20 protein-coding genes are annotated in these 24,617 nt (G+C 43.6%); 10 read left to right on the top strand and 10 right to left on the bottom strand.

The features are described from left to right. Positions 1-3: 3 nt before the first annotated feature. The 4 genes from PPBDW_RS02290 to lpxC all read left to right on the top strand — a co-directional run bounded on the left by PPBDW_RS02290 (position 4) and on the right by lpxC (position 4,361). Positions 4-801 (top strand): cell division protein FtsQ/DivIB, encoded by a 798-nt coding sequence (locus tag PPBDW_RS02290; RefSeq protein WP_036793217.1) that lies wholly within the window; start codon positions 4-6, stop codon positions 799-801. After that, a complete protein-coding gene (ftsA, locus tag PPBDW_RS02295; RefSeq protein WP_036793219.1) occupies positions 801-2,057 on the top strand; it encodes a cell division protein FtsA in 1,257 nt (418 codons plus the stop codon). Before PPBDW_RS02290 ends, ftsA begins: the two co-directional genes overlap by 1 nt. Positions 2,058-2,089: 32 nt before the next feature. Further along, on the top strand, positions 2,090-3,220 hold the full coding sequence (gene ftsZ, locus PPBDW_RS02300) for a cell division protein FtsZ (protein WP_036793220.1): 1,131 nt from the start codon (positions 2,090-2,092) through the stop codon (positions 3,218-3,220). A gap of 223 nt (positions 3,221-3,443) precedes the next feature. Next, positions 3,444-4,361 (top strand): UDP-3-O-acyl-N-acetylglucosamine deacetylase, encoded by a 918-nt coding sequence (lpxC, locus tag PPBDW_RS02305; RefSeq protein ID WP_036793221.1) that lies wholly within the window; start codon positions 3,444-3,446, stop codon positions 4,359-4,361. A gap of 122 nt (positions 4,362-4,483) precedes the next feature. Here lpxC and PPBDW_RS02310 read toward each other — a convergent pair whose 3' ends face one another. Continuing rightward, a complete protein-coding gene (locus tag PPBDW_RS02310; RefSeq protein WP_036793222.1) occupies positions 4,484-4,942 on the bottom strand; it encodes a DUF721 domain-containing protein in 459 nt (152 codons plus the stop codon). A 447-nt stretch (positions 4,943-5,389) separates the two neighbouring features. On the opposite strand from PPBDW_RS02310, the gene secA reads away from it, so the two are divergent. Beyond that, positions 5,390-8,125 carry a preprotein translocase subunit SecA gene (gene secA, locus PPBDW_RS02315; RefSeq protein WP_036793223.1) on the top strand — a complete coding sequence of 912 codons (2,736 nt, stop codon included), beginning with the start codon at positions 5,390-5,392 and terminating at the stop codon, positions 8,123-8,125. Positions 8,126-8,361: 236 nt separating this feature from the next. Here the strand turns inward: secA and mutT are convergent, their stop codons facing one another. The 9 genes from mutT to nadC all read right to left on the bottom strand — a co-directional run bounded on the left by mutT (position 8,362) and on the right by nadC (position 16,153). After that, a complete protein-coding gene (gene mutT / locus PPBDW_RS02320; RefSeq protein WP_036793224.1) occupies positions 8,362-8,769 on the bottom strand; it encodes an 8-oxo-dGTP diphosphatase MutT in 408 nt (135 codons plus the stop codon). A 118-nt stretch (positions 8,770-8,887) separates the two neighbouring features. Beyond that, on the bottom strand, positions 8,888-9,088 hold the full coding sequence (gene yacG / locus PPBDW_RS02325) for a DNA gyrase inhibitor YacG (RefSeq protein WP_036793225.1): 201 nt from the start codon (positions 9,086-9,088) through the stop codon (positions 8,888-8,890). 7 nt (positions 9,089-9,095) lie between these two features. Continuing rightward, on the bottom strand, positions 9,096-9,833 hold the full coding sequence (gene zapD, locus PPBDW_RS02330; RefSeq protein WP_036793226.1) for a cell division protein ZapD: 738 nt from the start codon (positions 9,831-9,833) through the stop codon (positions 9,096-9,098). 48 nt (positions 9,834-9,881) lie between these two features. Then, on the bottom strand, positions 9,882-10,487 hold the full coding sequence (gene coaE, locus PPBDW_RS02335; RefSeq protein WP_036793227.1) for a dephospho-CoA kinase: 606 nt from the start codon (positions 10,485-10,487) through the stop codon (positions 9,882-9,884). 3 nt (positions 10,488-10,490) lie between these two features. Further along, positions 10,491-11,366 carry a prepilin peptidase gene (locus PPBDW_RS02340; protein WP_036793228.1) on the bottom strand — a complete coding sequence of 292 codons (876 nt, stop codon included), beginning with the start codon at positions 11,364-11,366 and terminating at the stop codon, positions 10,491-10,493. Between the two features lie 63 nt (positions 11,367-11,429). Continuing rightward, positions 11,430-12,650, bottom strand: a complete 1,221-nt coding sequence (locus PPBDW_RS02345; protein ID WP_036793229.1) for a type II secretion system F family protein — start codon at positions 12,648-12,650, stop codon at positions 11,430-11,432. 71 nt (positions 12,651-12,721) lie between these two features. Further along, the gene (gene pilB, locus PPBDW_RS02350; RefSeq protein ID WP_036793230.1) at positions 12,722-14,407 is read right to left on the bottom strand and encodes a type IV-A pilus assembly ATPase PilB; all 1,686 of its coding nucleotides are present in this window, start codon (positions 14,405-14,407) and stop codon (positions 12,722-12,724) included. A 21-nt stretch (positions 14,408-14,428) separates the two neighbouring features. Then, the gene (locus PPBDW_RS02355) at positions 14,429-14,842 is read right to left on the bottom strand and encodes a pilin (protein WP_036793231.1); all 414 of its coding nucleotides are present in this window, start codon (positions 14,840-14,842) and stop codon (positions 14,429-14,431) included. A 423-nt stretch (positions 14,843-15,265) separates the two neighbouring features. Further along, positions 15,266-16,153: a carboxylating nicotinate-nucleotide diphosphorylase gene (gene nadC / locus PPBDW_RS02360; protein WP_036796219.1), complete on the bottom strand. Its 888-nt coding sequence runs from the start codon at positions 16,151-16,153 to the stop codon at positions 15,266-15,268. A gap of 287 nt (positions 16,154-16,440) precedes the next feature. Here nadC and ampD point away from each other — a divergent pair, with 287 nt between their 5' ends. From ampD to lpdA, 5 genes are all read left to right on the top strand, one after another. After that, the gene (gene ampD / locus PPBDW_RS02365) at positions 16,441-16,986 is read left to right on the top strand and encodes a 1,6-anhydro-N-acetylmuramyl-L-alanine amidase AmpD (RefSeq protein ID WP_036793232.1); all 546 of its coding nucleotides are present in this window, start codon (positions 16,441-16,443) and stop codon (positions 16,984-16,986) included. Between the two features lie 307 nt (positions 16,987-17,293). Continuing rightward, the gene (gene pdhR / locus PPBDW_RS02370) at positions 17,294-18,067 is read left to right on the top strand and encodes a pyruvate dehydrogenase complex transcriptional repressor PdhR (RefSeq protein ID WP_036793233.1); all 774 of its coding nucleotides are present in this window, start codon (positions 17,294-17,296) and stop codon (positions 18,065-18,067) included. Between the two features lie 77 nt (positions 18,068-18,144). Further along, positions 18,145-20,811: a pyruvate dehydrogenase (acetyl-transferring), homodimeric type gene (gene aceE / locus PPBDW_RS02375; protein WP_036793234.1), complete on the top strand. Its 2,667-nt coding sequence runs from the start codon at positions 18,145-18,147 to the stop codon at positions 20,809-20,811. 12 nt (positions 20,812-20,823) lie between these two features. Further along, positions 20,824-22,701, top strand: a complete 1,878-nt coding sequence (aceF, locus tag PPBDW_RS02380; protein WP_036793235.1) for a pyruvate dehydrogenase complex dihydrolipoyllysine-residue acetyltransferase — start codon at positions 20,824-20,826, stop codon at positions 22,699-22,701. A gap of 197 nt (positions 22,702-22,898) precedes the next feature. Beyond that, positions 22,899-24,329, top strand: a complete 1,431-nt coding sequence (gene lpdA, locus PPBDW_RS02385; RefSeq protein ID WP_036793236.1) for a dihydrolipoyl dehydrogenase — start codon at positions 22,899-22,901, stop codon at positions 24,327-24,329. The last annotated feature ends 288 nt before the right edge of the window (positions 24,330-24,617 follow it).

The following is a 24,617-nucleotide window of genomic DNA, read 5'->3' on the forward strand; positions in this document are numbered from 1 at the left end:
GCGATGACTGAACAAGTCGTAAATAAAGAGCATATATCATCCTCTCCTCGTGGCTTAAAACGCTGGGGTGGATTAGCGTTTTTTATCTTTGTCATTGGTTTTACGGTTTGGCTTGTCAGTGCTACTAAAGACTGGATGACAGATGCAAATCGATTACCATTGTCAAATTTAGTAATTCAAGGGCAGCTGCATTATCTGACTAAAGATGATGTTAGGCAGTCAATTTTAAATCTTCACCATCTGGGCACTTTTATGACCCAAGATGTGAATAGTATTCAAGCATCCGTAGAGGCATTGCCTTGGGTTGCTCAAGCTGCTGTACGTAAACAGTGGCCGAATACTATTAAAGTGTTTTTGGTTGAAAATCAGCCTATCGCTGAATGGAACGGAACTTATCTAGTTAACCGTGCTGGCGATGTTTTTAAGGCGCCGGCATTACAAGTTGCAGGATTAGGGTTAACGAACCTGATTGGTCCGAAAGGCACTAGCCAAGAAGTTTTAGCTGGATTGCGTGAAATGCGTCCGGTACTGAAAAAAGCGGGTTTTGGGATTGCGTCATTAGCATTTAATGAACGTCGTTCTTGGCGCGTGGTATTAAAAAATGGAATTATACTTCAATTAGGGCATGAAGCTCGAATGCAACGTATAAAACGTTTTATCGAGATTTATCCTGAGTTATTGAAGCAGGATAAACCGATTGATTATGTAGATTTGCGTTATGATACTGGCGCAGCTGTGGGTTGGAAAACAAAGTCGGAGTATGATAATCATGCGTCGACAAAAAATAAGAGCGTGCACTGATGACTAAGGCTGCAGATAAAAAACTCATAGTTGGTCTTGATATCGGCACTTCCAAAGTTTGTGCTTTGGTTGGGGAGGTCCTACCCGATGGCAATGTTAATGTTATTGGTGTAGGTAGCAGCCCGTCACGCGGAATGGATAAAGGTGGGGTTAATGACCTTGAATCAGTAGTGAAGTCAGTTCAGCGTGCTGTTGATCAGGCTGAACTCATGGCTGATTGCCAAATTGGTTCCGTGTGTTTGTCGCTATCAGGTAAACATATTAGTTGCCAAACAGAAAAAGGCATGGTGCCGATTTCTGATAAAGAAGTGACTCAAGATGACGTCGATAATGTTATTCATACGGCGAAATCAGTAAAAATAAGCGATGAGCAACGTACGTTGCATGTGATTCCACAAGAATTTGCGATTGATTACCAAGAGGGTATTAAAAACCCAGTTGGTTTATCAGGTGTTCGTATGGAAGCAAGTGTTCACTTGATCACTTGTCATAACGACATGGCGCGCAACATCGTTAAAGCAGTAGAGCGTTGTGGTTTAAGTGTTGATCATCTGATTTTTTCAGGGTTAGCCGCAAGCCATGCTGTACTGACCCCAGATGAGCGTGAGCTCGGCGTATGCGTAGTCGATATTGGCGGCGGTACAATGGATCTTGCTATTTGGTCTGGTGGTGCATTACGTCATGCGGAAGTGATTCCGTATGCAGGTAATGTAGTTACTAGTGATATTGCTTATGCGTTTGGTACACCGCCGGGTGACGCTGAAGATATTAAAGTGAAATACGGTTGTGCATTAAGTGAGTTGGTGAGCAAAGATGCTAAGGTAGACGTACCCAGTGTGGGTGGTCGTCCATCGAGGAGCTTGCAAAGTCAAACACTAGCAGAAGTGATAGAGCCTCGATATAGTGAATTGCTAGGGTTAGTAAATCAAAAATTACTAACCGTACAAGATCAATTGCGAGAGGCTGGTGTTAAACACCACCTAGCAGCAGGCATCGTCCTTACCGGGGGCGCTGCACAGATGGAAGGTTTAACTGAATGTGCTGAGCGGGTTTTCCGCAATCAAGTACGTATCGGTCAGCCTCTTGAGCTGAGTGGATTGACTGACTATGTTCAGTCTCCACCTTATGCAACTGCAGTAGGATTACTGCACTACGGAAAGGATAGTCAATCATTTGATGAAAATGCACCAGAACCGAAACGCTCGGTAACGGGGATATTTTCACGAATCAGTGGTTGGTTCGAAAAGAATTTTTAAACCTGATGCGAACAGGATAACGGAGAGAACAAATGTTTGAACCGATGATGGAAATGTCTGATGAAGCTGTAATTAAGGTCATTGGCGTTGGCGGCGGCGGCGGTAATGCAGTCGATCACATGGTACGTGAGTCTATTGAAGGCGTGCAGTTCATTAGTGTTAACACTGATGCACAAGCTCTTCGTAAAACAAGCGTAAGTACTGTTATTCAAATCGGTGGTGATATCACTAAAGGTTTGGGTGCAGGTGCAAACCCACAAGTGGGTCGTGATTCAGCGTTAGAAGATCGTGAAGCAATCAAGAAAGAGCTTGAAGGCTCTGACATGATCTTCATTGCAGCGGGCATGGGTGGTGGTACCGGTACTGGTGCTGCGCCAATCATTGCTGAAGTGGCTAAAGAGCTTGGTATTCTTACTGTTGCTGTTGTGACTAAACCATTTAGCTTCGAAGGTAAGAAGCGTATGGCATTTGCAGAGCAAGGTATTGATGAGCTTTCTAAGCATGTTGATTCATTAATTACGATTCCTAACGAAAAGCTACTTAAAGTACTTGGTCGTGGTATCACATTACTCGATGCCTTTGCGAAAGCAAACGACGTACTTAAGAATGCCGTTCAAGGTATTGCTGAGCTAATCACTCGCCCAGGCATGATTAACGTCGACTTTGCGGACGTACGTACCGTAATGTCGGAAATGGGTCATGCAATGATGGGTAGTGGTGTTGCTGCTGGTGACGATCGTGCTGAAGAAGCTGCTGAAATGGCAATTTCTAGCCCATTACTAGAAGATATCGATCTAGCTGGCGCACGTGGTGTATTAGTTAACATCACTGCTGGTATGGATATGCGTCTTGACGAATTCGAAACTGTGGGTAACACAGTTAAAGCATTCGCTTCTGATAACGCTACCGTGGTTATTGGTACTTCACTTGACCCAGATATGACTGATGAACTACGTGTAACTGTAGTTGCAACGGGCATTGGTAAAGAGTGCAAGCCAGATATCACATTAGTAACGTCATCTAAGCCAGCACCTGTTGTTGCACAGGAAAAACCTGCTGCGATCGCTGAAGAAAAGCCTGTTGAAACACCACAAGCTAAATCTCAGGGTGCTGATCATGACTACTTAGATATCCCAGCATTCTTGCGTAAGCAAGCGGACTAAATAGCCATCATATTGATTGTGGTAGCTAATTTAGCTAAGTAAGAGTTGCATCTTTTGTTTCACCACAAAAGATGCGCTGTTTCACCCGCAGTTAATTATTTGGATATTTTTTAGGTTATGGTATGATAAGTGTTCGATTCGCCATTTTGGTGTTGCGAATAGTTTCTATTCACCTAATTAGTTTGCAAGCAAAAGTTTGTTTAACCGTTGAGATATAAAGCAGATGATCAGACAACGTACACTTAAAAGCATTGTGCAGACGACTGGTGTGGGCCTCCACTCTGGACGTAAAGTGACGCTTATTCTGCGTCCTGCAGCCGCAAATACTGGCGTGATTTATCGCCGTACTGACCTTAATCCACCTGTGGATTTTCCTGCAAATGCAGACTCAGTGCGCGATACCATGTTATGTACAGCTCTTGTTAACGAACAAGGCGTGCGCATTTCAACTGTTGAGCACTTGAATGCTGCACTAGCCGGTATGGGTATCGATAACGTGATTATCGAAGTTGATGCACCTGAAATTCCTATTATGGATGGTAGCGCAAGCCCATTTATTTACCTGCTTCAATCAGCAGGTATTGATACGCTAAATGCGCCAAAGCGTTTTTTACGTATTAAAAAGCCTGTTCGCATTGAAGATGGCGACAAGTGGGCGGAACTCGTGCCTTATAACGGTTTCCGTCTCGATTTTGCTATCGACTTTAACCACCCTGCGATTGATTCAGATCAGCAGCGTCTAGTGTTAGATTTTTCAAGCCAGTCTTTTGTTAAAAAGATTAGCCGCGCACGTACTTTCGGTTTCATGCGTGATATCGAATACCTTCAGTCACAAAACCTGTGTCTTGGTGGTAGCTTTGATAACGCAATTGTATTGGACGACTACCGTATCCTGAACGATGATGGTTTGCGTTTTGATAATGAACTTGTTACTCACAAAGTATTGGATGCCATTGGCGACCTTTACATGTGTGGTCATAACATCATTGGTGAGATGCGCGCTTATAAATCAGGTCATGCGCTTAACAACCAACTACTGCGCGCAGTATTGGCTGACCAAGAAGCCTATGAGTGGTCGACTTTTGAAGATGAGCGTGAAGTGCCAGTCACTTTTGCTCAACCGGGTATGGTGTTAGCGTAAATCACGCAATTGCCTTGTATTAAAAAACGCCGAGCATTTATGTTCGGCGTTTTTGTAGCTGTTGTTTATCACTTAGCGATGTGATCGCAATATGCTCAATTAACTGATTATCTTTAGATGCATTAGTGTTTTTTCTTTTGGGCTAATTTAGCCAACCTTTCTAAACAGGCTTTGACTTTGTCTGGTGCATTAGCTGCTGTTGCCAACAAGTGTTGTGCTGCTACATCACTGATCGGTTTTTGAATAATGTCAGGGATTTTATCTTGTTTACGAATTGCAACTGCTGCTAGTGCTGGATTTACCTTCACTTCGATATCGCGTAATTTTGGTAATAATTTTTCGCGTAATTTAGTCATTAACTGGTAGCGTTCATAGTTAAGTCGCATTGACCACGCCGCCGATGCGGTTTCAATGATCAGCACTCCTTGGCGATAATTACTGACTCGACAATGCTCGGCACAATTTAGATGGGCTTTTACTGCGGTATCTAGTTGGCTAAGTGCAGCTGCGCGTTGTTGAATTGACGTTAGACCATCACTATCGAGCAGATGAGCAGGGGTTTGCGGGCGATGATCTCTCATGATTTTAGTTCCTGAATATTCAACAGAATAAAAATGTGACTTTTGCGGATACGATCTTAATTTTTCACAGATAAAAACCGTTGCTGTGGCTTTTATCATAGGCGATGACATTAATATGACTTATCATATCAGATGTATAGGTTAATATATGTTGAGTGATATGTCTGCCAAGCGTCAGTGACCATTGTCTTTTTAGCTGAGATGGCAATAAAAGGGTATTAGTTTAGCATTGAGCAAGGTGCTTTTTGTTAGGATAGTAATGATAGCCCTTGAAAAGCAACTATCGCGACACAATATCAGTTACTACATGTTTTAGATTAACCTCTTAGTCACCGTTGTGACGATTCCTGTGGGATAGGGATGGCTTAGGTCCCCCAAGGAATGAAACCCGAATTAAGCGATTCAGCAATAGAAACGCTGATATAACAAAGAGAAAACGGCATCACCATGTTATCAAAACTACTGACTAAAGTTATCGGTAGCCGTAACGACCGCACTCTGCGTCGTATGCGCAAAATTGTTGATCAAATCAATAAGCTAGAACCTCAGTTTGAAAGCCTACAAGATCATGAGCTGCAAGCAAAAACAGCTGAATTTCGTGAGCGTTTAGATCAAGGCGAAACGCTAGATCAACTACTACCAGAAGCCTTCGCGACTGTTCGTGAAGCATCAAAACGTGTTTATGGCATGCGTCACTTTGACGTGCAGCTACTTGGCGGTATGGTTTTAAATGACTGTAAAATTGCCGAAATGCGTACCGGTGAGGGTAAAACTCTTACAGCAACATTGCCGTCATACCTTAATGCTTTAACCGGTAAAGGTGTTCACATTGTTACTGTGAACGACTATCTTGCTGCGCGTGATGCCGAAACTAACCGCGAATTATTTGAATACCTTGGCATGACTGTCGGTGTTAACGTACCGAATATGTCTCCGCCAGCGAAGAAAGAAGCTTACGCAGCAGATATACTTTACGGAACTAATAACGAATTTGGTTTTGATTACCTGCGTGACAACATGGCATTTCGCCCTGAAGATCGCGTCCAGCGTGAGCGTTTCTTTGCGGTTGTCGATGAAGTTGACTCGATTCTAATCGATGAAGCGCGTACACCATTGATTATCTCTGGCCCTGCTGAAGATAGCTCTGAAATGTACATCAAAGTGAACAAGCTGATCCCGTTGTTGGTGCGTCAAGATAAAGAAGACAGTGCTGATTACCGTGGTGAAGGTCACTACACCGTTGATGAAAAGTCTAAGCAAGCGCACTTTACTGAAACGGGTCAAGAATTCATCGAAGAATTGTTGATCAAAAATGACATTATGGCTGAGAATGACACTCTATATTCTCCGGCTAATATTAGTTTATTACACCACGTTAATGCCGGTTTACGTGCACACGTGTTATTTGAAAAAGACGTCGATTATATCGTGCAAGATGATGAAGTTATCATTGTCGATGAGCATACTGGCCGTACTATGCCAGGTCGTCGTTGGTCTGAAGGTCTTCACCAAGCTGTTGAAGCAAAAGAAGGCGTTAAGATCCAAAACGAAAACCAAACCTTGGCATCTATTACCTTCCAGAACTACTTCCGTCTATACGAGAAGTTATCTGGTATGACAGGTACAGCTGATACTGAAGCGTTTGAATTCCAATCTATTTACAACCTAGATACGGTAGTACTCCCAACTAACCGTCCAATGGCACGTATCGATAATGGCGATTTAGTCTACATGACTGAAGCGGAGAAATTCGCAGCGATCAGTGAAGATATTACTGAGCGTGTTAAAAATGGTCAGCCATGTCTAGTGGGTACGGTTTCGATTGAAAAATCAGAGATGCTATCAAACGCACTTAAAAAAGCCGGTATCAAGCACAACGTACTAAACGCTAAATTCCACGAAAAAGAAGCTGATATTATCGCTGAAGCGGGTGCGCCAGGCGCGGTAACTATCGCAACCAACATGGCCGGTCGTGGTACCGATATTATGTTGGGTGGTTCATGGAAAACAGACGTTGAAAAACTTAGCAACCCAACTGAAGAGCAAATTGCTAAGATCCGTGCTGATTGGCAGGTTAAGCATGATGCAGTATTAGCATCAGGTGGTTTGCACATTCTTGGTACTGAGCGCCATGAATCTCGTCGTATCGATAACCAGCTACGTGGTCGTGCTGGTCGTCAAGGTGATGCTGGTTCTTCACGTTTCTATCTTTCAATGGAAGATGGCCTCATGCGTATCTTCGCCTCTGATCGTGTTTCAGGCATGATGAAGAAGCTAGGTATGGAAGAAGGTGAAGCAATTGAGCACCCATGGGTATCAAAAGCTATCGAGAACGCGCAACGTAAAGTTGAAGGACGTAACTTTGATATTCGTAAGCAATTGCTTGAATTTGATGATGTGGCTAACGATCAGCGTCAGGTAGTATATGAACTACGTGATGAGCTAATGAATGCTAACGATATCAGTGAGATGATTGAGCACAACCGTGAAGACGTGTTGAATGCAATTATTGATAACTATATTCCACAGCAATCACTAGAAGAAATGTGGGATATTGAAGGCCTAGAAGCGCGTCTAAAAGAAGACTTTGATTTAGAACTACCGATTAAGCATTGGTTAGATACTGAAGATAAGCTTTATGAAGAAGCGTTACGTGAGAGAATTATCGAACAAGCGTTTGAGCTTTACCGTGAGAAAGAACAAGTTGTTGGTGCGGAAGTACTGCGTAACTTTGAAAAAACGGTAATGCTGCAAAACCTTGATACGTTATGGAAAGAACACCTAGCGGCGATGGATCATCTTCGTCAGGGTATTCACTTACGCGGTTATGCACAAAAGAACCCTAAGCAAGAGTACAAGCGCGAGTCGTTTGAACTGTTTGAAGAGATGTTAGATAACTTGAAGAGTGATGTAGTCTCTATCTTAAGTAAGGTACGAGTACAGCAGCAGGAAGAAGTTGATCGTATGGAAGAAGAGCGTCGTCAAATGGCTGAAATGCTAGCACGTCGTCAACAATTCCAACATCAGAACGCCGATAACCAGATTGTCGATGAATCATCTCAAGCAGAAGACGATAGCCATCAAGGTACGTTTGAACGTGAAGAGCGTAAGATCGGCCGTAATGAGCCTTGTCCATGTGGTTCTGGTAAGAAATACAAGCAGTGTCACGGTAAGATCGACTAAGATAACCGTTAAGCTGTAACAAAAAAGGTCGCCCTAGAGCGACCTTTTTTTATGGTTATTATTTTCAGTGTAAGAAAACTACCGTCATTCCCTACAGCGAGGTTACGAACGAGATAGGGAATCTACTATCTATACGCCGTAGCGTTAATATTATTTCTGGTATCTTTTAGGCTCAAGCTCGTTGTGAGTAGATCCCGAATAATTTCGTGCCTCAATTTTCGGGATGATGGAATAAGTTATCCCCCATACACCTCAACTATCTTCGCCAGCACAGCCGCATTCGCCTCAGGAAATGGATATTGATTAAGCTCATTAATTGCTACCCACAGTCCAGTTTGACCCTCATTACCGCAGGCTTCACCGGTGAATGCCGTAATAGCAAAGAAATCGAACTGTAACGCTTTATCTGGGTAATCATGGGCGAGGCTAATTAACGGTGCTAGCGTGGTAACTTGAATGCCAATTTCTTCATTAAGTTCACGTATTACTGCTTGCTCTGCGGTTTCATTAGCCTCCACTTTACCACCGGCAAATTCCCATAACCCACCTTGATGAGCATTGGCATCACGACGAGTGATAAAGATCTGATCTTGCTCTGAATTTAAAATGATCCCCGCAGCGATCCAAATGCGTTTTTTGGTCATAAGTCAGTACCTGAATAAAATCGAGTTATTAAAAATTTAGTCATTAAAAAAGGGCGAGCTAATGTGAACATTGACTCGCCCTTATTAGCAATAGGTTACTAAATAGCACTAGGAAGATTTAGTAATTATCTTCAGACCAACCATCGGCATCTGACATATCTGGTGCGCCAGCAATGGATTTTTCTTCATCTGCCCATTCACCAAGATCAATCAATTGGCAGCGTTTACAGCAGAAAGGGCGATACGGACTTTGTTCGCCCCAGACCACATCAGTTTTACACGTTGGGCATTTCACCACAGTAGGTTGAGATTGCGACATAGTCACCTCAGCAAATAGCTAATTTAAAGTCGATATTCGTTGCCACTGTCGAACCATCTTCATAAGGCGAAAACCGAATAGAGAAATGGCTACGATGGCCTGATACCACAGGATAAACCCCATAGCTTGCATCGATTTCAATTCTAAGTAAACACGATAAGCTCGCATCATTTTGGAAAAAACCATTATGTGCAGACTGCGGTTGATATTGAGCAGATTGGCGAACCAAATGTAGCCATAAGCTTAATGCTTGATCAACTTCAGATAATTGATCAAGCCACGCTTGGGTGGTTTGTTGACGTTCTTCAAGTGGTAACTGACGCCAGTAATGTAACGCTGGCAGATCAAAACTACAGGTGCCGCCAGGAATAGAGAACCGTTGTCGAATAGAGCTTAGAAAACGATCTTCACGTAGGCTTTGGCCTAAACGTGGTGCAGCTAATAAGTTTTTCTGAGCGTGACTCATGTCGCTGAGTAATGATTCAATCGCAGTCGGATCAACACCATCATAATCTAACCATGCTTTTAATTTAGTGCTCTGTTTATCGAGTGCTTTGGCGAGATCGGTTTTAACCGGGATTTGCTCAATCAATTCCAGCAGATCAAATAAGGCATTAAAGAAAATCGTATATTGCCATGGATCGCTAAGTTCGCTGCTGTCATGTAATTGTTTAAGTAAGTGTTCTAGGCGAAGATAAATACGCACTTTTTCATTCAGTGGATGTTCATAGCGATGTATTTGCATAACGGAAACCAGTGGAAGCCAAAAAGAATAATGAATGCACGCTGAGCGTTATTTCGCGGCCTGTGCGAGAGCGAGATAATGTTGGTGTAGCTGAGCGACTTGAGTCAACAGTGCCTGATTATCACCGTTATTACAAATGATATCATCGGCGGCATCGAGCCGTTGCTGGCGTGATGCTTGCGCTGAAAGAATACTTTTTATTTGCTCAAGCGATACATTGTCACGCTGTTGGGTACGCATTATCTGTGTTTGTTGGTCAACGTCAACCACCAGTAATCGATCGGTCATGGTTTGAAGATTATTTTCTACCATTAACGGCACGATAAGCAGACAATACGGTGAACGAGCGCGATCTATATCAGCTAACATCTTTTCACGGATCAATGGATGAAGCAGTTGATTGAGCCAGTTTTTGAGGTGTGGATCACTAAATATAGCCGCTCTTAATTGGCTTCGATCAAGATTTCCGTCTACAAGTAGTATGCTATCACCGAATTTTTCAGTGATGCGTGCTAAGCCGATGCTGCCGATGGCCACTACCTCACGGGCAATGATGTCAGCATCGATCAAATCAATCCCATAGTCGCCAAATAAGTTAGCCACCGTTGTTTTACCACTACCAATTCCACCCGTTAAACCAATCACAACTGCCATTAATTAGAATCCTAAATATGAAGTAACATACCAATGTAAGATTGGCTCGCCCCATAGAATAGCAATCCAGCCAGCGACAGCAAGGTATGGTCCGAAAGAGAATGGCGTTTGTTGATCTTCATTCTTGATTCGTAGCATGATAATGCCGCATATCGCACCAACAAGTGAAGAAAGCAACACCACAAACGGTAATAATGACCAGCCAACCCAGGCGCCGATAGCGGCTAACAGCTTAAAATCACCGTAACCCATGCCATCTTTTTTAGTCAGTAATTTAAACGCCCAGAATATTGACCATAGCGATAAGTAACCCGTCATCGCACCAATAATCGAATCGGTTAATGAAATCGGACTAATACCGATGACGGCTAATAAAATACCAGCCCACATTAATGGCAGCGTGATTTGATCCGGCAGTAGCATTTTATCGATATCAATAAATGTCAGTGCGATAAGTGCAAAGCTACAGCCGAGAACAGCAACAGCCCACCATGTCGGCGGTAACACCAGCGCGACCGTTAAGCTAATGATGGCGGTGAGTAGCTCAATTGCAGGATAGCGTTTACTGATCGGTGCCTGACACTCGCGGCATTTGCCTTTTAATACTAACCAACTAATTAGAGGGATATTTTCCAGCGCACTGATGGCATGATTACAATGTGGGCACCGTGAACGGGGGACACTTAAGTTAAACGGGGCGGGATCATGATGCTGAGGATTATCCAATTCAGGAAAACAATCATGACATTCTTGACGCCATTGGCGCTCCATCATTATAGGTAGTCGATAAATCACCACATTGAGAAAGCTGCCGATCAATAAACCAAATATTGTTGCAAATAGTGGATATAACCACGGGTAATAACTCAATACAGCCATGAAGTGTTCTCTAAAAAATGCATGTATTAACCTTTAACGTCATGGTTATTGATTGAGTTGTGATCAGCCTATAACGCTCATCAGCGTAAAGATAGGCATGTACATCGCGACTAATAAACCACCGATAATGGTACCAAGAATGATGATAATAAATGGCTCCAGAATTTGACCAAGGTTATCGACGGTATTATCGACATCATCTTCGTATAATTGTGCCATTTTATTTAGCATATCATCAAGTGCGCCAGATTCTTCACCAATCATTACCATTTGCAGCATTAATTCTGGAAAAACATCAGCTTGACGTAAGGCTAAATATAACGGCATTCCTGCCGCAGTACCGTTATAGACCTCATCAATCGCTTGTTCGATATAAACGTTATTACTGGTTTTGGCTGCTGATTGAATCCCGGTCAATAATGGAATGCCAGCATTAAAGGTGGTGGCAAGGGTGCGAGCAAAACGAGAGATAGTTGCTTTAAGTAACACATCACCTAACAGCGGTATTTTAAGACTGAGCTTGTCAGCACGATAGTGAAAGCGGTAATAATGTTGATAACAATAGCGATACAGCAGTACCACCATTACTATTCCAATCCCAAGGAAACTGCCGTAGTTAACCAGAAAATCAGAAGCTTTCATCACTTGGCGAGTAAACCACGGCAGTTCAGCACCAAAACCACTGAAAATAGCCGCAAATTGAGGGATAACAAACACCAACATTAGTACCGTAACTAACACTGCGGTGATCGATACCATTGATGGGTAGATCATCGCTTTAATGATTTTTTTACGCATTGCTTCGGCTTTTTCACGGTAAACCGCAATACGGGCGAACACTTGCCCTAAATGACCGGTTTGCTCGCCAGTATCAACTAAGTCGCAATAGAATTTATCAAACAATGGTGAACTGGATCGCATTGCCTTAGAGAGCGATGATCCTGCTTCAACTTGAGTGGTTATTTGAGTTAAGGTGGCGCGCATTTCTGCTTTATGGTGGCTGTTAGCCATTAAGGTTAATGCTTGTACTATTGGTACGCCTGACTCCACCATGGTTGATAACTGGCGCGTTACCATAGTGATATCTTCAGGCTTCATTTGGTTACGCAGTCGGCTTAATGTTCCAGGTCTAGTGCGCTTGATCTTTTTAACATTGATCATTTGTTCTGTGAGTTGGTAGCGCACTTCTTGTTCTTGATATCCCATAGTGACACCAGAGACTTTACGTCCGGCTTGATTGATGCCACGCCATTGGTAGTAACGAATTTTAGTGGCAGCAACCATAATCAACTCTCTTTAATTGGATGATAGAAAAAGGTATTACTGTTAATACCCAAGTTGTATTGCGGGCTAAGTTAAAGTTGCAATACTCGCTGTAATTCAGTGAGGCTAGTAATGCCTGCAACCAGTTTATCTATCCCTGATTCTCGTAACCGCTGCATGCCTTGGCTGGCAGCAATATCTTCTAACTGTAAGCTGGTGGCGTGTTGCATTAAGGCTGCGGCAATTTCGCGACTAAATGGCATCACTTCATAAATACCCACTCGACCGACATAGCCTTTATTACAATCATCGCAGCCTTCTTTATGAGCTTGATAAACGCGGGTGTTGATGGGGAGCTTTAGTCGCTCACAAGTGAGATCATCAAGTAGATGTGGTTGCTTACAGTGGTGACATAAACGTCGTGCTAACCGTTGGGCAATGATCAAACTTAATGATGAGGCGAGGTTAAAATCTTCAATCCCCATATTGGTTAAGCGGGTAATGGTTTCCGCGGCTGAATTGGTATGCAGGGTCGATAATACTAAGTGACCAGTTTGCGCCGCTTTTACTGCAATGGCCGCCGTTTCTAAATCCCGAATTTCACCCACCATCACCACATCTGGATCTTGGCGCAAAAAAGATCGTAGTGCTGCTGCAAATCCAAGTCCGGCAAGATTATTGATCTGCACTTGGTTAATCCCTTGGAGGTTGATCTCTACCGGATCTTCGGCGGTGGAAATATTGCGCTCATCGGTGTTTAAAATACTTAAGCCGGTATATAACGACACGGTTTTACCACTGCCCGTTGGACCGGTCATTAAAATCATCCCTTGCGGGCGCTGTAGCGCGGTTAAATAGGCCTGCTTTTGGGCGTCGCTATAACCCAAGATATCAATATTTAAGCTGGCGTTGGAGCTGTCTAAAATACGCAGTACTACTTTTTCTCCCCACAAGGTGGGCAGTGTCGATACGCGCAGATCGATTGCCAGCGATTCCGAGAGCTTAAGTTTGATACGGCCATCTTGTGGTTGACGACGCTCGGCAATATTGAGTTTTGACATCACTTTTAAACGGGTTGATAACCGCCGCGATAAACTTGAAGGTGGGGTTAAATGCTGGTGCAATATACCGTCACAGCGAAAGCGAATTCGATAACTGGTTTCATAGGGTTCAAAGTGAATATCAGATGCTTTACGTCGCAGGGCATCCATTAAGACTTGGTTGATATAGCGAGTGACAGGGGCGCTATCTTGGCTTAAATCCGTACCATCATCGATTTCCAGATCGTGAATATCAATTAAGTTCCCCAGATCTTCATCGCTGATTTGACGGCTATGGCTAACATCACCGATGTCACTGCCATAAACTCGCCGAATCGCGGATTCAAGCTGCTTATTATCTAATAATAATGGTTCAACGTTCTTACCAATGGCGAAGCGAAACTCATCTTGAGCATCGACATTGGTAGGATCGCTCAGACCAACAAACAGGGTGTTATTATCTTGTGCCAGTGGTAATACGCGATGGCGCAAGACTAACTCACGTTGGTAGACACTTTGGCAACAACCTTGAAAGTCATAGTGGTGGGCATCAACCCGATCGAGGTTGAACAGGTGCGATAGCGAACGTGCTAATTCATCATCTGCCATGATCCCCAAACGCGTAATGGCGGTCGGGACATTGATCCTTTCCGCCGTTACTGACTCGACGATTTGCTGTTCCTGTTCGCGGCTGATTAACTCCGCTTGGAATAGGATCGAGGCGAGGTTGGTTTGCATGGTTATGATTATATTGTCGTATTACTGACAGCCATCGATCTTTGGGATTGTTGCTGTTCCGACTGTTGTTGCTGTACATGTCCAACCAGTATCAGAATCTCTTGCTAATGTTAAATATGAACCATTAAGAGAGCTAGTGTCATTAAATAAAAATTTGATCGTATTTACAGCTGAAAAACTTATTGTCCCTAGAGAATTTGCGGTAGATGTAGAGCCTGCTGCTGAGGCTATTGATGTTGCTGTTTCTATATCGCCAGTCTCTTGAATGTAGAGTTCAGCTGGTGTGACAAGTGCTTTTATTGTAGCTAAAGCAGAAGATGCTTCCGATTTTGTAACGTAGTTTTTATAAGCAGGAATTGCAATTGCCGATAACACGCCAATGATCGCCACTACGATCATCAATTCAATCAGGGTAAAGCCTTGTTGCTTGTTCATTTTCCATTCCTTGAAAGTGTAATTCGCCGGCTGCGAATCAAAAAGGGATAGTGCAATGACTGTAGGATAAAAGGCTTAGGATATTGATAGAATAAGGTGGAAAGGATTGCTCGGCACAGGTTGAATTATTTATGGGGTTGTTGCATAAGTTGCAAAATAGCGCGGGAGTTGGGGCGCAGAACAAGGGAAGAGCTGATGAGGGAATATTCCATCCGTCATCCCGGAAGTGGGGTACGAACTATTCGGGATCTACTCACCACGTGATTGAGCCTTAAAGACGTCAGTGAAAATATTAACGTCACAGCGCGCGGTGAGTAGATTCCCTATCTCGCTCGTAACCTCACTGTAGGGAATGACGGGGCTGGTGTAAGAAAAATTGATCTTCCTCGAAAGCTAGAAACCCCGCCCCTCGAAACCTATGTCCTATTTAAACCGCATCGATAAATCCATTGCTCGCACATGCTTAGTCAATGCGCCAACCGAGATATAATCCACCCCAGTTAACGCACATTCACGAATATTGCTCAGGGTAATATCGCCAGAATTCTCTAGCGCGGCACGACCAGCATTGATCTTTACTGCTTCACGCATCATCTCTAGGCTAAAATTATCCAGCATAATAATATCGGCGCCAGCGGCTATTGCTTGTTCTAATTCGGCTAATGATTCGGTTTCAACTTCAACCGGTTTGCCAGGATTTAATTGTTTAGCTGTGGCAATGGCTTTATCAATGCCACCGCAAGCCATGATGTGATTTTCTTTAATTAAATACGCATCAAATACCCCAATGCGGTGATTAAAACCACCACCACAACTGACCGCATATTTAAGCGCATTGCGCAGACCGGGAACCGTTTTGCGGGTATCGAGTAAACGGGTGTTAGTGCCAACCAGTTGATTAACATATTCTGCGGTTAAGGTCGCGCAGCCTGATAAGGTTTGAATGAAGTTCATCGCATTACGCTCGCCAGTTAGCAGCACTCGCGACGGCCCTGTGAGAGTACACAAAACTTGATTAGGCTTAACCACTTCGCCATCGCTAACATGCCACTCAATCACCACTTCGCCACCTAATTGAGTAAACACTTCATCTGCCCATAATTGACCACAAAACACTCCATATTCACGGGTGATAATGGTGGCGGTACTGATACTGTTAGCAGCAATTAAATTCGCGGTAATATCGCGACTGGCATCGATCTCGCCGCCTAAATCTTCCCGTAGGGTATCAGCAACAGCACGGGTGATTTCTAGTGGCAGTTGTTGTTTAAGGTAAGTGAGGCGGGCGGTGCTGTCGTGTTTATGTTCCATAGCTGTCATGTCGTATCCATTGCATGAGTTTGCCGGTAATCGAGTTACCGCGAGTGATAACCAAAGCATACAGGGAATAGATTCAGTTTTCGAGGGGCGAGGGAAAGCAGGGACGAGGAAGAGCGGGATACGGTGTGGAATATTTTTTTCCGTCACTATTTACAAGGGGATAGTTTTAGTTTTTTCTACGATACTCGATACTCGATACTCGATACTCGATACTCGATACTCGATACTCGATACTCGATACTCGATACTCGATACCTATTTTTTACTCTGAGGTTGATATGATCCTAACTATTAACAGCGACCATTGGCTCGATAACGTAAAGCAAGTGCCATCGCCATTTTGTGATCCGCGCCCTGATGATGAAGTTTCATTGTTAGTGGTACACAACATCAGCTTACCACCGGGGGAGTTTGGTGGGCCTTACATTGAGCAATTGTTTACTGGTCAGCTTGATCCGAATGAACATGCTTATTTCGCATTAATTCATCAATTCCGCGTTTCGGCTCACTGTTTGATCCGCCGTGATGGCAGTATTATTCAGTTTGTGCCATTTAATATTCGAGCATGGCATGCCGGTGTTTCTTGTTTTGAAGGACGAGATAAATGTAATGACTACTCGATTGGGATTGAGCTTGAAGGTTGCGATTATTTACCCTTTACCAGCAATCAGTATCAGACGCTGACGGCACTCAGTAAAAAAATTATGCAGCATTATCCTGCTATTACTCGCCAGCGAATAACGGGGCATGAATTTATTGCGCCTGGGCGTAAAACAGATCCGGGATTAGTGTTTAATTGGCTGAGTTATAAAAGTCAGCTGTAAGCGGTTATTTATTCATAATTATTGATTATATTGTTGATAAAACAAGCAAAGCAAAGGTTTGCTTCGGTTGGTTAAAGGTTGTTTTCAAGTACTGACTGTATCTTAATCTAATTACGTTTGTTGGCGTTAGTTGATGTTGATGTGTGTTTTTTGTTAAACGAGCCGCATTCTATGATTTCAATCAAGTTGAATGTGGACTTTCGCGATTATTTCTGTAAACTTTCCTCGTCAGTAAATTGGTAATACCAATTATCCGTATTGTTAGTTTTGTTATGAATCAGATTGACTATAAGAAGCGTTAATCATAATGACGTATAAACGTATTCGCCAACCTAAACTTTGTGATGCTATCGAGCAAGAGCTTGAGTGTTTGATTGTCGAGGGGACATTATCGCCCGGACAACAATTGCCTCCAGAGCGCGAATTGGCAAAACAATTTGATGTTTCTCGTCCTTCGGTTCGAGAGGCGATTCAACGCTTAGAAGCCAAACATTTACTGACCCGTCGTCAAGGTGGTGGCACATTTGTCACCGATGATTTGTGGCAAAGTTTCTCTGAGCCGCTATTAGATTTATTGGCCGCTCACCCAGAAACACAATTAGATTTAGTCGAAGCGCGCCATGCGCTAGAGGGATTAGCGGCATATTATGCGGCCCTGCGTGGTAATGATGATGATTTTAATCGAATTAAAGATTGTCATGTGTGCATTCAACAAGCCCAACAGCAAGGCGATTTAGCCGCCGAAGCAGCTGCGGTGATGCAATATCTTATTGCGGTCACAGAGTCAGCGCATAATGTGGTGTTACTCCATATTATTCGCAGTTTAGCGCCGTTGTTGGAACAAAACGTACTACAGAATTTTGAACACCTTAATCGTCGTCAAGAGGTGGTGGATAAGGTTAGTAAGCATCGAGCCAATATTGTTGAGGCGATTGTTTCTAAACAGCCTGAAAAGGCACGTGAAGCATCCCACGCACATTTGGCTTACATTGAGGAGACTTTGTTGGATTTATCGCGAGAAGATAGCAGACGTGAACGCTCTCTCCGTCGAATTCAACAACGCAAGGACGGGCTTGACTAGGGTTCTTTATCAGCCAAAGGCCATTTGCAAGTCGCGACATTGTTAGTTTAGTAGATTATAACGAAAGGATAGATCGCATGTCTGAAGTCATGAAGAGTGACGTGGATGCACTGGAAACTCAAGATTGGTTAGAAGCTCTTGAATCAGTAGTCCGTGAAGAAGGTGTTGAACGCGCCCAGTACTTACTAGAGCAAGTATTGGACAAAGCACGTTTAGATGGCGTTGATATGGCCACTGGCATCAACACAAATTACATTAATACGATTCCTGCGGAGCAACAGCCTGCATACCCAGGTGATATTACGCTAGAGCGTCGTATCCGTTCTATTATCCGTTGGAACGCAATCATGATCGTATTGCGTGCTTCAAAGAAAGATTTAGACCTAGGTGGCCACATGGCTTCTTACCAGTCAGCTTCTGCTTTCTATGAAGTATGTTTTAACCACTTCTTCCGTGCACCTAATGACGTTGATGGCGGCGATTTGGTTTATTACCAAGGTCACATCTCTCCAGGGATCTACTCTCGTGCATTCGTTGAAGGTCGTTTGACTGCGGAGCAACTTGATAACTTCCGTCAAGAAGTTGATGGCAAAGGTATTCCTTCATACCCACACCCTAAGTTAATGCCTGAATTCTGGCAGTTCCCGACGGTATCTATGGGTCTAGGTCCTATTTCTGCGATCTACCAAGCACGTTTCCTTAAATATTTAGAAGGCCGTGGTCTTAAAGACACTTCAGCGCAACGTGTTTACGCGTTCCTAGGTGACGGCGAGATGGATGAGCCAGAATCACGCGGTGCGATTTCTTTCGCTGCACGTGAGAAGCTAGATAACCTATGTTTCCTTATCAACTGTAACTTACAGCGCCTAGATGGCCCAGTTATGGGGAATGGTAAGATCATTCAAGAGCTAGAAGGCCTATTTAAAGGTGCTGGCTGGAATGTGGTTAAAGTGATCTGGGGTAACAACTGGGATTCACTACTAGCAAAAGACACTAGCGGTAAACTACTTCAGTTAATGAACGAAACTATCGATGGTGACTACCAGACATTTAAATCTAAAGATGGCGCTTACGTACGTGAGAACTTCTTTGGTAAGTACCCTGAGACTGCAGCACTTGTTGCTGATATGACTGATGAGCAAATCTTTGAACTGAAACGTGGTGGCCACGATTCATCAAAACTATTTGCTGCATTTACGAATGCGAAAGAGACTCAAGGTAAACCAACTGTAATCCTGGCTAAAACTGTTAAAGGTTACGGCATGGGTGAAGCAGCTGAAGGTAAAAACATTGCTCACGGCGTGAAGAAAATGGACATGACTCATGTTCAATACCTACGCGATCGTTTAGGCCTACAAGACCTTATCTCTGACGAAGCAATTAAATCATTGCCTTACCTAGAGCTTGAACAAGGTTCTGCAGAGTATAACTACTTGCACGCTCGTCGTGATGCACTACTAGGTTATACGCCTAAGCGTAACCCTAAGTTCACTCAAGAATTTAAAGTGCCTGAGCTTGAAGAATTCGCCCCATTGCTTGTTGAGCAAAAGCGTGAAATCTCTACCACTATGGCTTACGTTCGTACTCTAAATATTCTATTGAAAGATAAGAATATCGGTAAGAACATCGTGCCAATCATTTGTGATGAAGCACGTACATTTGGTATGGAAGGTCTGTTCCGTCAAGTGGGTATCTACAACCCAGCGGGTCAAACTTACACTCCAGAAGACCGTGGCGTTGTTTCTTACTACAAAGAAGCAAACTCAGGTCAGGTATTGCAAGAAGGTATCAACGAACTAGGTTCAATGGCTTCTTGGGTTGCTGCTGCAACATCTTACAGCACCAACGATCTACCAATGATTCCATTCTACATCTACTACTCAATGTTCGGCTTCCAACGTGTAGGCGACATGGCGTGGATGGCAGGTGACCAACAAGCACGTGGCTTCCTATTAGGTGCTACTGCAGGTCGTACAACCTTGAACGGTGAAGGTCTACAGCACGAAGATGGCCATTCACACATCATGGCTAACACTGTACCTAACTGTATCTCTTATGACCCAACGTTTGCTTACGAGCTAGCGGTTATCATGCAAGACGGTATTCGTCGCATGTACGGTGAGAACCAAGAGAACATTTATTACTACCTAACCGTAATGAATGAAAACTATGCGATGCCTGGTATGCCAGAAGGCGCAGAAGAAGGTATTCGTAAGGGTATTTACAAGCTTGAGTCTTACGCTGGTGATAAGTCTAAAGTTCAGTTAATGAGCTCTGGTACTATCATGAATGAAGTACGCGCAGCGGCACAAATTCTAAGTGAAGATTACGGCGTAGCATCTGATGTTTACTCAGTAACATCATTCAATGAATTGACTCGTGACGGTCAAGATGCAGAGCGTTACAACATGCTTCACCCTGAAGCTGAGCAGAAAGTAGCTTACATTACAACGGTTATGGGTACTGAACCTGCAATCGCTGCGACTGACTACATGAAGAACTACGCAGAACAAGTTCGCGCGTTCATGCCTTCAGAGTCATTTAAAGTACTTGGTACTGATGGCTTCGGTCGTTCAGATAGCCGTGCAAACCTACGTCGTCATTTTGAAGTTAATGCAGGCTACGTTGTTGTTGCTGCACTTTCTGAATTGGCAAAACGTGGTGATATCGAGAATTCTGTTGTTGCTCAAGCAATCGCTAAATTTAACATTGACGCAGACAAGATCAACCCGCTATACGCGTAAGAGGCAAATATAATGGCAATCGAAATTAATGTACCAGATATCGGTGCGGATGAGGTTGAAGTAACTGAGATTCTTGTTAGCGTTGGCGACAAGGTTGAAGAAGAACAATCACTGATCACTGTTGAAGGCGATAAAGCATCAATGGAAGTGCCTGCTTCACAAGCGGGTATTGTTAAAGAAATTAAAATCGCTGTTGGTGACACAGTATCTACTGGTTCATTGATCATGATCTTTGAAGCTGAAGGCGCTGCAGTAGCAGCTCCTGTCGCTGAAGCGGCACCCGTTGCTGCGCCTGTTGCAGCAGCAGCGGCTGAACTTAAAGAAGTACACGTGCCTGACATTGGCGGTGATGAAGTTGAAGTAACTGAAATCATGGTTGCTATCGGCGACAGCATCGAAGAAGAGCAGTCATTACTTACTGTTGAAGGCGATAAAGCATCAATGGAAGTACCAGCACCGTTTGCTGGCGTACTAAAAGAAATCAAAATCGCAACGGGTGATAAAGTGTCAACTGGCTCACTTGTGATGATCTTTGAAGTTGCTGGCTCTGCACCAGCAGCGGCTTCAGCGCAAGCAGCAGCACCTGTAGCAGCGGCTCCAGCTGTTGCAGCAGCTAAAGATGTTCACGTGCCTGATATCGGCGGTGATGAAGTTGAAGTTACTGAAATCATGGTAGCTGTTGGCGATACAGTAGAAGAAGAGCAATCTCTAATTACTGTTGAAGGCGACAAAGCATCAATGGAAGTACCTGCACCTTTCGCTGGTACTATCAAAGAAATCAAAATCGCCGCTGGCGACAAGGTTTCTACTGGTTCATTGATCATGGTATTTGAAGTTGCTGGCGCAGCACCTGTTGCAGTAGCGGTTGCAGCACCAGCTCAAGCAGCAGCTCCAGCTTCAGCACCAGTTGCATCTGCTCCAGCCGCGACAACTGGCGACTTTGAAGAAAACAACGATTATGCACATGCATCACCTGTTGTTCGTCGTCTAGCACGTGAGTTTGGCGTTAACCTTGCGAAAGTTAAAGGTACTGGCCGTAAGAACCGCGTTCTTAAAGAAGACGTACAAAGCTTCGTTAAAGATGCACTTAAGCGTCTTGAGTCTGGTGCAGCAGCATCGGCTTCAGGTAAAGGCGACGGCGCAGCATTGGGTCTACTACCTTGGCCGAAGATTGACTTCAGCAAGTTTGGTGACACAGAAGTTAAGCCTCTTTCTCGCATTAAGAAGATCTCTGGCGCTAACCTACACCGTAACTGGGTAATGATCCCGCACGTTACACAGTGGGATAATGCTGATATCACTGAGCTTGAAGCATTCCGTAAAGACCAAAACGCTATCGAAGCGAAGAAAGACTCTGGCATGAAGATCACGCCACTTGTGTTCATTCTTAAAGCTGCTGCGAAAGCATTGGAAGCGTTCCCTTCATTCAACTCTTCACTATCTGACGATGGCGAGAGCTTGATTCTGAAGAAATACATCAACATCGGCATCGCGGTAGATACCCCGAATGGCTTGGTTGTTCCTGTATTTAAAGACGTGAACAAGAAAGGTATTTACGAGCTTTCTGAAGAGCTAATGACTATCTCTAAGAAAGCACGTGCTGGTAAGCTAACTGCATCTGATATGCAAGGTGGCTGTTTCACTATCTCAAGCCTAGGTGGCTTAGGTGGTACTGCGTTCACACCAATCGTGAATGCACCAGAAGTAGGTATCCTTGGTGTATCTAAGTCTGAAATGAAGCCAGTATGGAACGGTAAAGAGTTTGAACCGCGTCTACAACTTCCATTATCACTATCATACGATCACCGTGTGATTGATGGTGCTGAAGGTGCACGTTTCATTACTTACCTAAATGGTTGTCTATCAGACATCCGCCGTTTGGTACTATAAGGTTTCACATCCACAACGCCATGCCTACCCTGAGTAGGCATGGAATTGTTGTTTAGCTCACAGGCTGCGGTAATTTATTTCTCATGTTGTTAACAGGTCTGTAAACTTGTTAATTAGTTTGATGATAAATTTAGTATTAAAAAAGTACAGCATAGCTGATAGCCTGTTAGGGATAAAAGACTTACAACGAGGTCATGATGAGCAAAGAAATTAAAGCCCAGGTAGTGGTGTTGGGTTCAGGCCCTGCAGGTTATTCTGCGGCATTCCGTTGTGCAGACTTAGGTCTAGATACGGTTCTAATCGAAAAATACAATACTCTAGGCGGCGTATGTCTTAACGTCGGCTGTATTCCATCAAAAGCTCTACTTCATGTAGCGAAAGTTATTGAAGAAGCAAAAGCGATGGCTGAACATGGTGTGATTTTCGGTGAGCCACAAACCGATATTAATAAAATCCGTCTATGGAAAGATAAAGTAATTACCCAACTTACTGGCGGTCTTGGCGGTATGGCTAAGATGCGTAAAGTTAACGTGGTTAACGGTTACGGTAAATTTACTGGTCCTAATTCAATCGTTGTTGAAGGTGCTGACGGTCAAACGACAGTAACATTCGACAATGCAATTATTGCTGCGGGTTCACGCCCAATTAAGCTACCTTTCATTCCACATGAAGACCCACGTATTTGGGATTCAACAGATGCGCTAGAGCTGAAAGAAGTACCTGAAAAGTTACTTGTTATGGGCGGTGGTATCATTGGTCTTGAAATGGGTACGGTTTATCACGCACTAGGTTCTGATGTCGACGTTGTTGAAATGTTCGATCAAGTTATTCCTGCTGCTGATAAAGATATCATTAAAGTTTTCACTAAGCGTATTTCTAAGAAATTCAACTTAATGCTGGAAACGAAAGTAACAGCAGTTGAAGCGAAAGAAGACGGTATCTACGTATCAATGGAAGGCAAGAAAGCACCTGCTGAGCCTGTTCGTTATGATGCAGTGCTAGTGGCTATCGGCCGTGTACCAAATGGTAAACTCATTGACGCTGAGAAAGCGGGTATCAATGTTGATGAGCGCGGCTTTATCAATGTAGATAAGCAACTACGTACTAACGTAGCGCACATTCACGCGATTGGTGACGTTGTTGGTCAACCTATGCTTGCTCATAAAGGTGTGCATGAAGGTCACGTAGCTGCAGAAGTTATTTCTGGTAAGAAGCACTACTTCGATCCTAAAGTAATTCCTTCAATTGCGTACACTGAGCCAGAAGTTGCGTGGGTAGGTAAGACTGAGAAAGAAGCAAAAGCTGAAGGTATTAACTACGAAGTTGCAACATTCCCATGGGCTGCGTCTGGTCGTGCAATCGCATCTGATTGTGCTGATGGTATGACTAAGATGATCTTCGATAAAGACACTCACCGCGTTATCGGTGGTGCTATCGTTGGTACTAACGGTGGTGAATTACTAGGTGAAATCGGTCTAGCGATCGAGATGGGTTGTGATGCAGAAGATATTGCATTAACTATTCACGCTCACCCAACATTGCATGAGTCAATTGGCCTTGCAGCAGAAGTATTTGAAGGTTCAATCACTGACCTTCCAAATGCAAAAGCAGTAAAGCGTAAGAAGTAATTCTCGCTTAACTTGCTCGGTTAATTAAAAAGCGCCTGATAGGCGCTTTTTTTGTGGCTGAGATTTGATAATGATGAAAAATTAACCGCGACGAATGCAACAAACTTACAAATTTGTGAATGTTGTAAAACATCGACTCATTTTAAAATTAGGTTAAAAGTGATATGGTATTTAACAGTTTTGATCTCTGATTAACAGCGAAGACGTAAGGTATGGATTAAACGTCAATCATTGATCAGTGAGAGATCATTCAACTTCCAAGGATGTTCGACGCTATAGTCGAGCCAA

The sequence above is a fragment of the Photobacterium kishitanii genome, from assembly GCF_000613045.3.
In the GTDB taxonomy this organism is placed as follows: domain Bacteria; phylum Pseudomonadota; class Gammaproteobacteria; order Enterobacterales; family Vibrionaceae; genus Photobacterium; species Photobacterium kishitanii.

Excerpts from the sequence above, each read along its gene's own strand:
- lpdA (WP_036793236.1), top strand. The coding sequence starts at position 22,899 with ATGAGCAAAGAAATTAAAGCCCAGGTAGTGGTGTTGGGTTCAGGCCCT.
- PPBDW_RS02345 (WP_036793229.1), bottom strand. The coding sequence starts at position 12,650 with ATGGTTGCTGCCACTAAAATTCGTTACTACCAATGGCGTGGCATCAAT.
- ftsZ (WP_036793220.1), top strand. The coding sequence starts at position 2,090 with ATGTTTGAACCGATGATGGAAATGTCTGATGAAGCTGTAATTAAGGTC.
- PPBDW_RS02310 (WP_036793222.1), bottom strand. The coding sequence starts at position 4,942 with ATGAGAGATCATCGCCCGCAAACCCCTGCTCATCTGCTCGATAGTGAT.
- pilB (WP_036793230.1), bottom strand. The coding sequence starts at position 14,407 with ATGCAAACCAACCTCGCCTCGATCCTATTCCAAGCGGAGTTAATCAGC.
- coaE (WP_036793227.1), bottom strand. The coding sequence starts at position 10,487 with ATGGCAGTTGTGATTGGTTTAACGGGTGGAATTGGTAGTGGTAAAACA.
- nadC (WP_036796219.1), bottom strand. The coding sequence starts at position 16,153 with ATGGAACATAAACACGACAGCACCGCCCGCCTCACTTACCTTAAACAA.
- zapD (WP_036793226.1), bottom strand. The coding sequence starts at position 9,833 with ATGCAAATACATCGCTATGAACATCCACTGAATGAAAAAGTGCGTATT.
- lpxC (WP_036793221.1), top strand. The coding sequence starts at position 3,444 with ATGATCAGACAACGTACACTTAAAAGCATTGTGCAGACGACTGGTGTG.
- secA (WP_036793223.1), top strand. The coding sequence starts at position 5,390 with ATGTTATCAAAACTACTGACTAAAGTTATCGGTAGCCGTAACGACCGC.
- aceF (WP_036793235.1), top strand. The coding sequence starts at position 20,824 with ATGGCAATCGAAATTAATGTACCAGATATCGGTGCGGATGAGGTTGAA.
- yacG (WP_036793225.1), bottom strand. The coding sequence starts at position 9,088 with ATGTCGCAATCTCAACCTACTGTGGTGAAATGCCCAACGTGTAAAACT.
- pdhR (WP_036793233.1), top strand. The coding sequence starts at position 17,294 with ATGACGTATAAACGTATTCGCCAACCTAAACTTTGTGATGCTATCGAG.
- mutT (WP_036793224.1), bottom strand. The coding sequence starts at position 8,769 with ATGACCAAAAAACGCATTTGGATCGCTGCGGGGATCATTTTAAATTCA.
- ampD (WP_036793232.1), top strand. The coding sequence starts at position 16,441 with ATGATCCTAACTATTAACAGCGACCATTGGCTCGATAACGTAAAGCAA.
- PPBDW_RS02340 (WP_036793228.1), bottom strand. The coding sequence starts at position 11,366 with ATGGCTGTATTGAGTTATTACCCGTGGTTATATCCACTATTTGCAACA.
- aceE (WP_036793234.1), top strand. The coding sequence starts at position 18,145 with ATGTCTGAAGTCATGAAGAGTGACGTGGATGCACTGGAAACTCAAGAT.
- PPBDW_RS02290 (WP_036793217.1), top strand. The coding sequence starts at position 4 with ATGACTGAACAAGTCGTAAATAAAGAGCATATATCATCCTCTCCTCGT.
- PPBDW_RS02355 (WP_036793231.1), bottom strand. The coding sequence starts at position 14,842 with ATGAACAAGCAACAAGGCTTTACCCTGATTGAATTGATGATCGTAGTG.
- ftsA (WP_036793219.1), top strand. The coding sequence starts at position 801 with ATGACTAAGGCTGCAGATAAAAAACTCATAGTTGGTCTTGATATCGGC.